The organism is Proteinivorax hydrogeniformans (genome assembly GCF_040515995.1).
GTDB lineage: Bacteria > Bacillota > Proteinivoracia > Proteinivoracales > Proteinivoracaceae > Proteinivorax > Proteinivorax hydrogeniformans.
Map to the genome: position 1 here is coordinate 1,901,084 of NZ_CP159485.1, position 14,376 is coordinate 1,915,459.

The window sequence follows — 14,376 nt, forward strand, 5'->3', positions numbered from 1 at the left end:
TTTACAGTTCTGTAGGTGCTTACGCCCCGCCCAGACTGCTAGGTTGCGGGTGACTTTGTGTTGAAGGTTATCAGCTATTATCAATGTTTAACCTCCTCTTGGATCAATTAAGTAGATATTGTTGAGTTATAAGCGATCTACCTCTCTTCGTCTACCCCTTCTAATTCTAGGACTTTTTGGACGCATTTGTCTAAAAGGATATTTGGATTTCGCCATGGTAAACATTACGATATGAGCTACATGATGGGTAGCGAACCCGTATATGTGTGAAAAACTCTGCTTCGGTTTCACCTTTAGGGATATATTATAATATTTTTAATTTTTTCTCAATATGCGATTTTAGTAGTTAGAGGCGATAAGGAAGTTGGATTGGTCGCGGTGGCCATATTTGGTCTTGGCCGGCACAGAGGCGCGGCCACTACCCTCTTTGAGGGAAACATTTCTACTTTCTACTTTCTACTCTTTTTCGTTGAGGGTTTGTCATTTCTGACGGCGTTATTTGCTGAAACCATCTTTGGTCTTGGCCGGCACAGAGGCGCGGCCACTACCCTCTTTGAGGGAAACATTTCTACTTTCTACTTTAGACCAGTTCAATTTTTTTTTCAAACAAAAGGAAATTTTAATTTTATTAGTTTTGCTCAAAACTGCAAACAATATAACAGAGAAAACTTAAAATCAAAAGGAGGTTTTCTTCTTTGTTTAAACATGAAAAGCATATGCTAGATAACTTTGAGGTTAAGGTTGAAAAGCCAAATCCAACTTATGCTGCTATGATGCTAGAGCAGCTTGGTGGTGGCCAAGGTGAGTTAAAGGCTGCTATGCAGTATATCAGCCAAAGTTTTAGGATTAAAGACCCTGAAATTAAGGACTTGTTTTTAGACATTGGTGCTGAAGAGTTAAGTCATATGGAAATGGTAGCACAGACTATAAATCTATTAAATGGTGATGAGCCTGATGTTAACCAGGTAAATGCCGGGTCTATTGAGGCTCATACTATGACAGGCTTAGCTCCTCAATTAACTAATGCTTCTGGCTTTCCTTGGACTGCAGGTTATGTAAATGTTACCGGAGACTTACCGGCAGACCTTCTATCTAATATTGCAGCTGAGCAGAGGGCTAAGGTTGTTTATGAGCTGCTTTATCGTCAAATTGACGACAAGCATGTTAAAAACACCATCGATTTCCTTCTTAACCGCGAGGAAGCTCATAACGCTTTGTTTAGACAGGCATTCCAGAAGGTTCAAGAAACTGGTTCTAATATGGACTTTGGTGTAGATGAGCAGGCTAGGCTTTACTTTGACTTGTCTACCCCGGGTAAATATTTTGAAACAGGACATCCTGAACATCCAAGTTTCCAAGAGCCTGCTCATGCCATGGAGCAGCAGGGACAAACTCAACAAGGTGGTCAAATTTTCAAAGAAGGGCAGCATACCCAGCATGGTAGTTTAATGCAACAACAAGGTCAGCAAGGCCAGCAGGGACAGCAGAGTCAGCAAAGCCACCAGCAGCAGGGACAGCAACAAAACCAGCAGCAAGGTTCTGGGCAAACTCAAGATCAACAGATGAACAACGTTCAGCAAGATGGTCAGATGAAGAGTAGTCAAGATCAGAAGAATAAAATGAGCTAGAAAAAAAGTCGGCGATTTTGGCCGACTTTTTTTTTTAGCTTGACTATAATATGGTTGGATAAAAAGGTCTTGTTTGGATGAGCTTCTAGGGGAGGCTTAGCTGCCTTATCTTAATAAGATAATTATTGGAACTAGGATTGCTAGTAATATAACTATTGTTGCACCTGTTATATATATCTTGTCCTTTGTTTTAAAATTGAATGATCCAATGTCCGGTTTATTGTCATCATATTTTGAAGATAGTTTAAAAAAGTATAAAGCTAAGATAATTTTTATTATGTTAAGAATAAGTCCTGCTACATCGTTTTGAGTATAGTTAGCTTGGACAAGTAATAGTAACCCAAACCCGAAGGCACAGTATATATTACTTTTGGTTAAGAGTTTTTTCAAACTAAGCAATTTATCACCTTCAATCATCATGAGTTTGTGACACTCTAAAATTAAATCAAGCTTCTAGCTGTTTGAAGCCTTCATTGTACAGTAGATTAGACCTGCTAGGCCCGCTATGCCTGGCAGTGTAAGTATTGGGATGGTGTCTGCATAGACCATGCTTGTTGCAAAAATTATTAGGCAGGTAACTGCGCCTAGGATAAATAGATGCTTTTTTTCCATATTTATGTGCACCTCTCTTCTATTTATTTGCAGGTAATTTTTGATATCTTATGTAAAGGATTATATCATTAAGCCACCATAGTAAGATAGCTTTTCACCTCCCACGTTTAGTTAATAGTCTGTTATAAGTCAATATTGAGAGGTCCCGAACTTGATTGTTCGGGACCTTCTTGATTAGATTTTTAGGTTGCTTTTTGTTTCTTGCCATTCTTCTTTTAACAAATCCATATACATGACATCGGCGAAGGAGCCTGTTCTAGAGTCGAAGGTTCCCTGCCTTATTATTCCTATTTCTTTAAAGCCTAGCTTTTTGTATAGGCTGTGGGCTCTTTGGTTGTCTGTTATTGAGGTTAGCTCTATTTTATTTAAGTTTAGGAATTTAAACATATAGTCTATAAAATGGTATAGGGCATCTAGACCGTATCCTTGTCCTTGCTGCTCTTTTTCGCAAATTTTTATGCCAAACTCTGCTTTTTGGTCTCTGGGGCTCCAGCCTCCGTAGTTAATCTCACCGATGGGCTGTTGGTTTTTAGCTTCTAAAACTAAAAATCTTTTGTTTGTAGGGTATAGACTTTGGTTTTCGTTTTCTTTTTGTATGCTTGCTCTAATTGTGTCTTTAGTTTGCAGGGTTCCATAAGCTAAAGTGGCATGTGCCATCATTTCACCGTCGTTCCACCATTTGTGTAAAAATTCTTCATCTCCTAGCTGTAACGGTCTAATAATTACTTTTTTTCCTTTGATCAATTTGTTTCCTCCTGTTTTTTTAGAAGGGTTAAACTTTGACCACCCTTCTTAATTTTTTTCTTTTGCTTTCATCTATTGTTTTTAGCATTTTTATCACCCTTTCTGGTTTATTATCATGTTTATGTATATTCTTATTAGAACAGTTAATCCCTGCTTGGAGTTCTAAAATTTTTTAAATTATTTTTGGAGTTAAGCATCAACTATAAAACTCCTATAGGACTAGGCCCATAGGAGTTTTTTAGTATTTAGTGATTTTGGCTTAAGGTTTGTAGGATTTCTTTTCTTAGCTTTTTTTCGTTATGCACTGTGGCATTTTGTTTTACTATTTCTATTACTTTATCTATATCTAGGGTTACCGGAGCACTTCTTGATAGCTCTTCCATTAATAGCTCTAAATCGTTATCTGTTAACACAGGGTTTACCACTATTACGTTGTCATGATCTGCTAGTGGAACTGTGGATATTATTCTATCGCTTTGCCTAGCATAAAGGTCCACTTCTTTTGTTGGGACTGCGGCTATAACATCTACAAAAGGGAAATTATCTTCTACTTGAGATTTTAGCTCCTTTAATATGTCTGCACCTTGATTGCCCACGATTAACATTCTTTGTTTTTTAGGTTTTTTATTTCTATCTTGCTTTTTGACATAGTATCCAAAATAAGTACTGATGTAAGCTATTTCTTCCTCTCGAATCCCGCTAAGTTCTGGAAAAATTTTTGAATCAGATATGATTGATTGAGTTAAGCTATAGGTTTCTTTGTATTTGTTTTTTATCTCTGATAATAAGGGGTTATGCACAGGGATTTTGTATCGTAGGCGATTATATGAAAAAAGAAAGTGCCGTGCAAGTATCTGTTCAAATTGCTCTTTTTTCTTTATCTTAATGCCTGCTCTAAATTCAAAGTGAGTAATCAGCTTTTTTACAAGTTTTTTGATTGTGTTTTCATCAGTATGCGGTTTAAGGCTAGTTAAGGAGCATATGTAAATTGTTAAAAAAGCTTTTTCATATTGGTTAAGGGTTGTGCATGTCAAATCTTCAGTGTCATTATAATAACTAAAGTTTTTAGCATCCTCAGTAAATTCGTAGCATTCTAGGCTTTGATCTATTGAGGTTCTGTGTTTTACTAGCTTTACTATAGCAGATAGCTGGTGAAGCGAGGATTCTGTAAGCTCTAGGTCATACTTTTTATCAAACTCTGCTATCTGGCTATCTATTTTTTGCCCTTGGAAATCTTCTGAGCTGATTATATGCATAAACATTTCTCTTATTTTGATTTCTGCGCCACGAATTAAGTAATTTCCCTCGTAAACCAAGCTTAATTGATTATGGTGTAGCTCATTTTTAAGGTCTGTTAGCGTTTGAACAACTAAGTTTTTGCTTACCGCCATACTACTAGCTGTTTTCTCTATGGTGAGGTTTTCACCAAGTATAATTTTTTTAAGGATATAGTTTCTTCTAGAATAGTAATCTAAAAAATCTTTTTCTACGCTATTTAAAACGCTTTTCAATTTTTCCAGGTCACCTACAAAGGCAAATTTACCCTCTACCCTTCTGATTTCACCTGCATCTTTTATGCTTTTGTTAATATTGCTTATGCTGTAGTATAGCGTTCTTCTAGAAATTTCAAATAGCTTTAGCATTTCATCTAACCCTACACTGCCGTTATCTATAATAAGGTTTAATATGCTTTTGTCCCGTTCTTTCATACCTTAATCTCCTTTCCTTTGTTTCCGGTTGGAATACGGCCCTCTAGAGTAGTTTACCCCAGACTGCTTTTTTTCCTCTAATTTTCCTTTATGGCATTATAACACTAAAAGGTTTTTTTGTCTGTACTTAATGTAGCTATAGTTATATGGAATGTAAAAAAACTAATAAAAAGCAAGGCAACCATAAGCTGCCTTGCTTTTTTTGTCATTATATTTAATTATTTTTTTGCATTGCTGTTATTATAGCTAAGTCAACACCTTGCATTCCTACTGTAGCAAGGTTGCTTAAGTTTTTTATGGTGCGCTCCGGTGTCTTTGCTATAATTCCGTTACCCGCTGGTATTATCTGATTATCTAAAGCTAACAAGGCACATTTTACCGCAATTGAAGCCGATGTTGATAACTTTAGAGCACACCCTACTTTAGCGCCATCGCAGATCATGCCACAAATATCTCCTAGTATATTTTGGATTGCTCCTTCTATTTGCTTTAACGTACCACCCATAAGCCATGTTATCGCCGCTCCCGCCCCTAGGCCAGCAGCTACACCACAGCCACATAACGGAGACAACCTGCCGATATAATGTTTTACATAGCTGTTTAAAATATGACTAATGGCTAGAGCTTTAGCCAGTTTTTCCTCCGATACTTCTACTTTTTCTTGATAAGCCACTATAGGAAGAATTGCTGTTAACCCATTGTTTCCGCTCCCATTACTAGTCATAACAGGCAGGGTAACTCCAGACATGCGTGCATCAGAGGCGGCTGCTGTAAGCTTTTCTGCGTGAATTATTATATCGTCACTTAGAACTCCTTTTTCTATATACTGATTAAGAGTGCGCCCCACTCCCATTCCACATTTATTTTCTAGACCATATCGGGCTATATCCTTATTCATGTGAGCCCCTTCTATAAGAAACTTGATGTCCGTTAAGGAGATTTTTTCAATAGTTTCAATCAATGCGCTAATTTTCTCCGAATAAATGCTTTGTTTTTCTGCTTTAGTCTCATTTTGAGATATTTGGTTTTTGAGGACATTCCCGTCTTGTTCTAAATAAACAAATCTATCATGGCAACCCTGAATAACTACTTTCGATTGATTATTATCTGACTGCAACTCTACCTTCACATAAACTTTATCGTCGGTGTCTTCTATTCCAATCTGTATTTGATGAGCTTTTAATAGTGACTTTGCTTTTTTAACATCCTCGCAGTTTAGGTATTTTAAAAGAGCTAACCCCTTCGAACTTTGTGGTGCTACCAGCCCTAACGCCGCAGCTATGTGTAAACCTACCTCACCTGTGTGAGGGACTCCAACTGCCAGTCCATTTTTATATACATTCGGACTTACGTAAATATTTATGCTTTTTATGTCATCGCTACTTATAAGCTCCCGCGCCTTTGAACATGCTAACGCAACCGCTACCGGCTCTGTGCAACCTGTTACCGGTGCTACTTCCTTTTGCAGGGTATCTATAATTATTTTCTCTAAATTCATTGTTACCTCCCCTTCCTAGCCTAGTTGTTGTAATAATCATTTATATAGCAACTTTTAGGCCAACTTGGCAAAACCTTTAAAATCAGGGTTTATAGGGGATTAGTTTAAATAGAAAACAATCAATTGTCTCATAATGAGATTTTTGATTCGCCGTCGTCTCAATATGAGACTTAGAAGCTGTCGTAGCAAACTACAGTTACAAAACTGGATAATATATTAGCAAAATTATGCTATAATTAGGGTATATCGTAGAAAGGGTGTTTTTTATGGACTTAATGAAGATTGCTCCTAATGTTTTAAAAATCTCTCAAGCAATTGCTAGTGTTATAGGCGTGGACGTTACAGTAGTCGATAAAAAACTAGTTAGAGTAGCGGGCACTGGCAGTTATGGGAGTCGCTGTGGCGAAAAAGTTTCGGCCCGATCCGCTTTTGGAGTTGCTATACGAAACAAAGAGAGCTTTATCATCGAAGAGGCGGGCAATCATGAGGTCTGCAAGCAGTGCGAGTCCATAAAAGATTGCCAGGAGTTTGCAGAGGTTTGTTGTCCGATTAAGATTAACGATGAAGTAATTGGAGTAATTGGTCTTATTGCGTTTGATAAACAGCAGCGAGAAAAGATTTTATACAACAAGGATAATCTGATGAATTTTTTAAATAAGATGGCAGAGCTTGTTTCCTCAAAGCTAGCTGAGCAATCAAACCTAGAGGAAATTGAGTTATTAGCTAAGAAACTAGAAATTGTTCTTAACTCAGTGGACAAAGGAATTATTTTGGCCAATCACAGTGGAGATATTTTGAGCTATAATAAGAGTGCCTTAAAGCTTTTTGGCCTCTCTGATCCAGATAAAAATAAAATAAACATGAAGCATTTAATTGGCGATAGTGCCTTTGAAAGCTCAATCGTTGAAGATTGCAAAGTTAAAAACAAAGAGTTTGTATATAGACATCGCAAAAATTATGTACGGGGAATCTTTGATACAAATCCAATTACTATAGATAATAAAACTTGTGGCATTGTTTTTGTTTTTACTAAGTTGTCCGATGCTTTAGGTGTGGTCAATGATATCACCACTGGTTCTATTGTTACAAATTTTGCCGATATAATAGGCGACAGCGATACGTTTGTACAGACAAAAAATACAGCTAGACAAGCTAGTCAGTCATCATCTAGCATTGTAATTCAAGGCGAAAGCGGTACAGGCAAAGAGCTTTTTGCAAGAGCGATCCATTTTAACAGCGACCGAAAGGCCGGTCCCTTTATAGCGATAAATTGTTCTGCCATACCCGATCAACTTTTGGAAAGTGAGCTTTTTGGGTATGAAGAGGGAGCTTTTACAGGTGCTATGAAAGGCGGAAAGGCTGGTAAGTTTTTGTTAGCCAATGGTGGAACTATATTTTTAGATGAGATTGGAGACATGCCACTTCACCTTCAAGCTAAACTTTTGCGGGTGCTCCAGGAGCAAATGATAGAAAAAATAGGTGGGAAATCTCTGATACCGATAGATATTAGAGTGATAGCAGCGACAAATAAAGATTTAGAAAAAAAGGTTTCTCAAAACGAGTTTAGAGATGATTTGTTTTATAGGATTAATGTAATACCTCTTTCTATCCCTCCGCTAAGGGAAAGAAAGGATGACATATATACTTTAGTGAAGCACCTTCTGTCTAGTTGTAATAAGAGGTTGCATAAAGAGATTGAAAATGTGGATGATGAAGTTTATGATATTTTTATAAAATATCGTTGGCCCGGTAATGTAAGGGAGCTAGAAAACACAATAGAGTATGCCGTTAATATGTGTAATGGTAGTGTGATTGAGCGGGAGCATCTGCCTTCTAGACTGCTATCTTCGAGTTTAAAAGATAAAGGAAATTATGAAATTGTACCTATTAAGGAACTGGAAAAGCGGGAAATTGAAAAAGCCCTCGCTAAGTTTAAGTGCGTGGAAAAAGCAGCTAAGGCCTTAGGAATAGGAAGGGCTACCTTGTATCGCAAGATCCGATCGTGAAATTGGCTAAATTAAAGCCCCATTGTTGCAGCAAGTTATACGCTGCAACAATGGGGCTTTAATGCATCTACGAATGGCTTTTTAAGGGTGAGTGATGAAATGATTTAACTCTATTTACTACTTTCTTTAATTTTAACCTTTGACTCCTTTGGTTCTTTTGCCTTGTTGTCTTCTATCTTAAGTAGTTTTATGGTGTGACAAAGTTTGTTGGTTTCATAGCGCGTTAAGCTAGTTTGGGTGTTTTGTTGCTTTTCTGCTAAAGAGATTGCTACCTGGCAAACGTTTTTAAAGGCCTTTCTTATCTGATGCTGAGAAACACTTCTATTCTTTGGAAAGTCTACACATAAGTAGTCTTGTAAATCATGTAATATAGTCAGTATTTCATATATATCCCAACTTTTATTGCTTTCTTCATATTTTTTTATTAGAGATTCCCATCTATCCTCTCTGTTTTTCCTTACTCTCATCACCGATGAATCTTCGCTTTTATCATGATATTTCATATGTCCACCCCCAAGATTAGTCTACATATCAGTATATGATCGAAAGGTAAAGTTTAGAACTGATTTTGAGTGGGTCATAGGGGGGTGGTGGAGTTTATGCCATTTTTGTTAGCCATTTGGGCTGGGTTGACACGGAGGTCAACCCCTACTCTTCGAGGGGTGGGGGGTGTGCAATGCGGTAAATCCTTCTGCTGACCAACTGGACCCTGAAGGAAAACATCTTTAAAAACAGTTGGCCGCGAAAACGTATAAATTAGCTACATGCTGGGTCTATAACTCACTCCAAATTTCCTTATTCTGCTTGGTCTACAAATAAACGGTTTTACAGGGGCTTTCCTATATGGTCACCTAATATAAATGGGATTGGACCAAGCATGTAGCTTGTTTCGTGATGTTTACCGTGGCCAATTAGGGTTTTAATTAGCGCCCTTGCGGGCTAGATCCTTCGGCTGCGCTCTCAGGATGACGTGCGGGATAGCTCTGCGGGGATTCGCCCCCCTATTTTGTTATGGTGGTTTTTACTAACATCTGACCTCTTACTACTGATTACCATACCAAAAACAATTGGCCGCGAAAACGTATAAATTAGCTACATGCTGGGTCAAAGGGCAGGCTTTAAATCTGCTTATTCTGCTGGGTCTGGAAATAAATAGTTTTTGTTAAACTGCAGGAAATTTTGCTAATAACATACACTTTAAAAAAACAGTGTCTTTGCTGTTTAAAACAGGGTTTTGCCTATATGATTATCTATTATGAATGGGGTTGGACCAAGCATGTAGCTTGTTTCGTTATGTTTACCGTGGCCAATTAGGGTTTGAAATTAGCGCCCTTGTGGGCTAGATCCTTCGGCTGCGCTCTCAGGATGACGTGCGGGATAGCTCTGCGGGGATTCGCCCCCCTATTTTGTTATGGTAGTTTTTACTAACATCTGACCTCTTACTACTGATTACCATTACAAAAAGCAACTGGCCGCGAAAACGTATAAATTAGCTACATGCTGGGTCAAAGGGCTTGCTATAAATTTGCTTATTCTGCTTGGTCTATAAATAAACGGTTTTTGTTAAATTGCAGGAGATTTTGCTAATAATATACACTTTAAAAGTTCTCATTTATGCTGCATTTAAAACTGGGTCTTGCCTATATGAGTATCTATTATGAATGGGGTTGGACCAAGCATGTAGCTTGTTTCGTTATGTTTACCGTGGCCAATTAGGGTTTGAAATTAGCGCCCTTGTGGGCTAGATCCTTCGGCTACGCTCAGGATGACGTCAGGAAAAAATACTGGCTGCTTATTTTGGGGAATGCCCCCTCTACCCCAGAAAACCAGTTAGATAGTAGATGGTTGGAGTGTGAAAAAAGTAGGGGCTTTCCTATATAGTCACCTAATATAAGGCATTAAAAAAACTGCTGCTTTTTTTGCAGCAGTTTTTGTTTTTATTTTATTTCTTCTGTTAGTTGTTCTATTTGGTCTATTAGACCGCCTATAAATTCAATTGTTCTGTTTAGTGGCTGATCTGTTGTTATGTCTACATTAGCCATTTTGGCTAACTCTACTGGCGATTTTGTTCCTCCTGCCTTTAGCACTTCTAGCCAATCATTTACTGCTGGCTGGCCTTCTTTTAAGATTCTTTGACTTACATCTGTTGCAACTGTTAGTCCTGCGCTATAGGTGTAAGGGTAAAGTCCCATATAGTAGTGTGGCTGTCTCATCCAGGTCAGCTCTGCACCTTTGTTTATCTCTACTGCGTCTCCCCAGAATTTCTCTAACACTTCTCTTTTTATTTCACTAAGCTTGTCGGCATGCACACTTCCACCAGCATCAATTATTTTATAAACTTCTCTTTGGTAGGCCGCTTCTAATAGATGGGTTACAAAGTTATGGTAGTAGGTATTGCCAACCATTGATGATAGCACCCATCTTTTAAACCTTGGGTCATCTTCTTGTTCTATTAAGTGGTTACTAAGAAGCATCTCGTTAATCGTGGATGGGGCTTCTATAAAGTAAAGTGATGGCTCTTCGCTAAACATGTTATTATGCTTCTGTCCAATATAGAAGTGTCCGGCATGCCCTAGTTCATGAACTAAGGTAAACAGGTCACCCATTTGACCGGTCCATGATAGTAAAATATAAGAATGCACACCATAGGGACTTGCGCAAAATCCTCCTGTTGATTTTCCTTTATTTTGAGCAAAGTCTATCCATCTTTCATCAAAGGCTTTTTTAACTATGTTTAAATACTCCTCTCCCATAATTGCTAAGGACTCTAGAGAGTATTTTTTTGATTCTTCCACCGTAACCTTAGGATCATATTCAGGATCGATAGGCACTTTTAAATCAGCAAAGGTTACTTTATCTAGGTTGTAAAGCTTTTTGATAAGCTTAGCATATCTTCTCATATGAGGAGCAAGCTTTTCCATAATTACATCTATTTGTCTATCATATAGTTCTCTATCAACGTCTTGGTCAAATAATAGATAGTCAAAAATTGATTTGTGTCCCTTCATATTTGCTAGAGTCTTTTCTTTTTGGAGCTGGGTTTGGTATGCGCTAGCTATTGTATGCTTGTATTGCTCTAGCTTTTCAGAAAATGCATTGAAGGCTGTTCTTCTAACCTTAGTATTTGGGTCCATTTCCCACTGATTTTCAAATAAAACAAAGCTTAACGGGTACTCTTTGCCATCAACTGTAAACGGCTTAAAGTCCATATCAACAAGTTTAGCCTGGTTGTATATTCTACTAGGAGAGTCTAATACCGGCGAAAGAGATGCTAATGCTTTTTCCACTTCAGGGTGTAAAGTGTAAGCCTTACTTTTCTTTATTTTTTCTAAATAAACCCTATACTCTTTAGTTTTATTAATAGCTTCTTCTAGCACGTCATACTCAGCTTCCTTTAACTCACTTTCAATAAAAGATACAGAGCTTAAGACTTCTGATGCAGTAACTTCAAACTTCATAGCCCTTGTTTGATTGTCTTGGTTTGTTTCGTCAACGGAAACAGCCAAAGAAGCATATGCTCCTAACTGATAAGCTTTTATGTATAGCTTTTCAAAATCTTCAATGCAACGTAAAATTGTATCTACATTGTTTAGTTTGCCTTTGTACTTCTCTAAGTCTTTCCCCATTTGTACAGCTTCACTTAACGCCTTTTGATATTCTTCTTCCCCTTGGTATATATGTGATAAATCCCAGGTAAGATTAACATCCACTTCGTTCCGGCTTAATAGTTTTTCGCTCAATATATTCACCCCTTTTTGATATTATTATAATTATATAAACGATGTCCGATGTTAGCAATGGTTTTAGAGTTATTTTAAAGAAAAATTAAAAAATAAATACAACTTATGTCTCTAAATAAAAAAATCTCAGTTTATTATGTATAAATACGCTGTCAACCTGAGATTTCTTACTACTTCAAAAAGATTAGGTTTATATTCTTTTACGTTTAAGTAAAATATCTTTAGCTCTGTTTTTACCTTGAACTTTCAGCTCATCAATCTTTGCCTCTACCTCTGCAGAGTGTTTTATAACTTCTAGCAGATTTTCTGTGTACAAATACCTTAAGATTCTTTCTAGCTTTTTTAATTCCTTTTTCTTTGTAATTACTACCTCTTTTTTATCATCAAAGTCCTCCACTTTATATGAGGAATAATACTGTATATAAGTGTCTTCTAACTGTTTTATCACTTTTGCAACTTTTTCAGAAATCACCTTTACCCCTCCTCATTATGGGTTTGTTTATAATGTTTATGAAAGAGGGGATTAGGTTATGTCTACTATTACACTTTCAATTCCTTTAACTTTTGCTGGTCAATGTCTACTCCTAGGCCTGGTTTTTCTGATAGGTATAGTTTGTTTTTTTGGTAGTCCATTTGGGCTAAATCATTGCTAATCATTTGGGGTCCACCTAGCTCATTTGAGATTATGTTGCTTTGTGCAATGGATAGATGTGCTCCTGCTAGCGAGGCTATGCTTGATTCAACCATGGAGCCAATTTGACATTGAATATTTGCCATTTTTGCTTGATGAACTAGCCTTAGGGCGGGGTATATCCCCCCTGATTTCATTAGCTTTATGTTGATAAAATCAGCAGCTTCTGAATTTATTATTTCCAGCATTTCTTTTTCTCCATGCAGCCCCTCGTCAATCATTACCGGTATGTTTATTTGGTTTCTAATTCTTTTGTGCCCCTGTATGTCATCTGCCAAGATAGGCTGTTCAATCCAGTCCATAGCACAGTCTTCTATTTCCTTTAGCACAGTTAACGCTTTGGCAGAGGTTACCCAACCTTGGTTGGCGTCAACTCTAAGTTTTACGTTTCTTCCAACGATTTGTCGGATGAGAGCTATCCTTTCAATGTCTTTACATAAATCTTTATCCCCAACTTTTATTTTTATGGTTGTATATCCTTTTTTAGTAGCTTCCTTAGCTTCATATGCCATTTCTTTTGGTTCACCTATACTTAGCACATGGGGGATCTCTAAAAAGTCCCAGTATTTGCCCCCTATAAGGTTATAAAGCGGCTGATTTGTGGCCTTGCCCATCATGTCATAACAGGCTATGTCTATAGCTGCTTTGGCAGCCGGGGCGTTTTTGACTGTGGCGTTCATTATTTTATGTATTTTTTCAATATCAAAGGGGTTTTGGCCGATTATTTTAGGAATTATGTTATGCTTTAACAAGGCTATGGTGGAGTAAAAGCTTTCTCCTGTGACATGCTCATCGGGCACCGATTCTCCGTAGCCAACAAGTCCGTTGTCTGTTTCCACCCTTATTATTATAGATGGCATGTCTAAAAAGGTATCATAGGCTATCACAAATGGTTTTATCAGCGGCAGTTTTATGGGGTAGATGTCTATTTTGCTTATTTTCATAACTGGCCTCCTTATTTTTTGAATTTTGTGTATTATGATTTATTATACCTTCTTTTGGGCTAAAATTCCAGGGGGAGAGCGGGTATTCTAGTTTCGTCACGCAGGATATAGAAGAATAAAAAACGGGCTGTCCAATATTATCAGAAAGATAATTTGAGACAGCCCGTTCTAGATGCTTATGATTTTTTAGGGATACAAAAAATCATAAAATCATATTCTTCACCGTCGGGATTTTGATGGTATTTTAAGTTCATTGAGCCTTTGGTATTAAAGGATTTGATTTCTTTGTTAAAATTTTGCGCTTCATCCTTACTCATTTTAAGATCCATAATGCTTCCAAAAAGCAAATTCTCATCATCTGGACTTAAATCCTCGATTCTACGTATTATATTTGCTGCCTTTTGCTCCATGTAAGGCAAAAGATCTTTAACAGCTTTCGCATCTTTCTTTGCTGACAACTCTAAGCTAAAATCCTTGTCAACATTGAGAGAGTAAAATTTTTCTGTGATACCGTTAATTTCTCTTGTTTTTTCGACTTTTATAAGTTTCACTTTTTCTAAGGTTTTAAAATGATAATGTAGTTTGCTTGCATCTTCATTAAGCTTATTGGCAATGAATTTAATGGAGACGGGATTATTTTGTTTTTCAAGTTCTCTTAGTATTGCTACTCTGAGGTCATTCGCCAACGCCTTAACCTGTGCAATTCTTATATCTGTGTTATTGCTAACCATGACACTCCTCCTCTTTTAAATCGTCCACAACTTATACTTTTATATTTATTTAGAAGTTTAACAATTAAATATA

The 14,376-nt window shown here is 37.2% G+C and carries 11 protein-coding genes and 1 pseudogene; 2 read left to right on the forward strand and 10 right to left on the reverse strand.

Translation table 11 applies throughout. The annotated features are described in order from the left end of the window. Positions 1-695: 695 nt before the first annotated feature. Positions 696-1,355, forward strand: a pseudogene (locus PRVXH_RS09170) (manganese catalase family protein); the annotation flags it as partial. 378 nt (positions 1,356-1,733) lie between these two features. On the opposite strand, the gene PRVXH_RS09175 reads toward PRVXH_RS09170, so the two are convergent. From PRVXH_RS09175 to PRVXH_RS09195, 5 genes are all read right to left on the reverse strand, one after another. Further along, positions 1,734-2,018: a hypothetical protein gene (locus tag PRVXH_RS09175; RefSeq protein ID WP_353892483.1), complete on the reverse strand. Its 285-nt coding sequence runs from the start codon at positions 2,016-2,018 to the stop codon at positions 1,734-1,736. Between the two features lie 63 nt (positions 2,019-2,081). Further along, positions 2,082-2,240, reverse strand: a complete 159-nt coding sequence (locus PRVXH_RS09180; protein WP_353892484.1) for a hypothetical protein — start codon at positions 2,238-2,240, stop codon at positions 2,082-2,084. Between the two features lie 174 nt (positions 2,241-2,414). Continuing rightward, complete coding sequence (locus PRVXH_RS09185; protein WP_353892485.1) at positions 2,415-2,984, reverse strand: GNAT family protein; 570 nt, start codon at positions 2,982-2,984, stop codon at positions 2,415-2,417. Between the two features lie 245 nt (positions 2,985-3,229). Beyond that, positions 3,230-4,693 (reverse strand): transcription antiterminator, encoded by a 1,464-nt coding sequence (locus tag PRVXH_RS09190; RefSeq protein ID WP_353892486.1) that lies wholly within the window; start codon positions 4,691-4,693, stop codon positions 3,230-3,232. A 214-nt stretch (positions 4,694-4,907) separates the two neighbouring features. Then, a complete protein-coding gene (locus tag PRVXH_RS09195) occupies positions 4,908-6,191 on the reverse strand; it encodes an L-serine ammonia-lyase, iron-sulfur-dependent, subunit alpha (protein WP_353892487.1) in 1,284 nt (427 codons plus the stop codon). Positions 6,192-6,457: 266 nt separating this feature from the next. On the opposite strand from PRVXH_RS09195, the gene PRVXH_RS09200 reads away from it, so the two are divergent. After that, the gene (locus tag PRVXH_RS09200; protein ID WP_353892488.1) at positions 6,458-8,197 is read left to right on the forward strand and encodes a sigma 54-interacting transcriptional regulator; all 1,740 of its coding nucleotides are present in this window, start codon (positions 6,458-6,460) and stop codon (positions 8,195-8,197) included. A gap of 110 nt (positions 8,198-8,307) precedes the next feature. On the opposite strand, the gene PRVXH_RS09205 is transcribed toward PRVXH_RS09200, so the two are convergent. From PRVXH_RS09205 to PRVXH_RS09225, 5 genes are all read right to left on the reverse strand, one after another. Beyond that, positions 8,308-8,700 carry a hypothetical protein gene (locus tag PRVXH_RS09205; protein WP_353892489.1) on the reverse strand — a complete coding sequence of 131 codons (393 nt, stop codon included), beginning with the start codon at positions 8,698-8,700 and terminating at the stop codon, positions 8,308-8,310. 1,434 nt (positions 8,701-10,134) lie between these two features. Then, entirely contained in the window at positions 10,135-11,937 is a 1,803-nt protein-coding gene (pepF, locus tag PRVXH_RS09210) for an oligoendopeptidase F (protein WP_353892490.1), read from the reverse strand. A 190-nt stretch (positions 11,938-12,127) separates the two neighbouring features. Continuing rightward, the gene (locus PRVXH_RS09215; protein WP_353892491.1) at positions 12,128-12,409 is read right to left on the reverse strand and encodes a hypothetical protein; all 282 of its coding nucleotides are present in this window, start codon (positions 12,407-12,409) and stop codon (positions 12,128-12,130) included. Between the two features lie 68 nt (positions 12,410-12,477). Then, complete coding sequence (locus tag PRVXH_RS09220) at positions 12,478-13,572, reverse strand: dipeptide epimerase (protein WP_353892492.1); 1,095 nt, start codon at positions 13,570-13,572, stop codon at positions 12,478-12,480. Between the two features lie 176 nt (positions 13,573-13,748). Next, positions 13,749-14,303: a winged helix-turn-helix domain-containing protein gene (locus PRVXH_RS09225; protein ID WP_353892493.1), complete on the reverse strand. Its 555-nt coding sequence runs from the start codon at positions 14,301-14,303 to the stop codon at positions 13,749-13,751. Positions 14,304-14,376: the final 73 nt, after the last annotated feature.

Excerpts from the sequence above, each read along its gene's own strand:
- PRVXH_RS09200 (WP_353892488.1), top strand. The coding sequence starts at position 6,458 with ATGGACTTAATGAAGATTGCTCCTAATGTTTTAAAAATCTCTCAAGCA.
- PRVXH_RS09225 (WP_353892493.1), bottom strand. The coding sequence starts at position 14,303 with ATGGTTAGCAATAACACAGATATAAGAATTGCACAGGTTAAGGCGTTG.
- PRVXH_RS09205 (WP_353892489.1), bottom strand. The coding sequence starts at position 8,700 with ATGAAATATCATGATAAAAGCGAAGATTCATCGGTGATGAGAGTAAGG.
- PRVXH_RS09195 (WP_353892487.1), bottom strand. The coding sequence starts at position 6,191 with ATGAATTTAGAGAAAATAATTATAGATACCCTGCAAAAGGAAGTAGCA.
- PRVXH_RS09180 (WP_353892484.1), bottom strand. The coding sequence starts at position 2,240 with ATGGAAAAAAAGCATCTATTTATCCTAGGCGCAGTTACCTGCCTAATA.
- PRVXH_RS09190 (WP_353892486.1), bottom strand. The coding sequence starts at position 4,693 with ATGAAAGAACGGGACAAAAGCATATTAAACCTTATTATAGATAACGGC.
- PRVXH_RS09220 (WP_353892492.1), bottom strand. The coding sequence starts at position 13,572 with ATGAAAATAAGCAAAATAGACATCTACCCCATAAAACTGCCGCTGATA.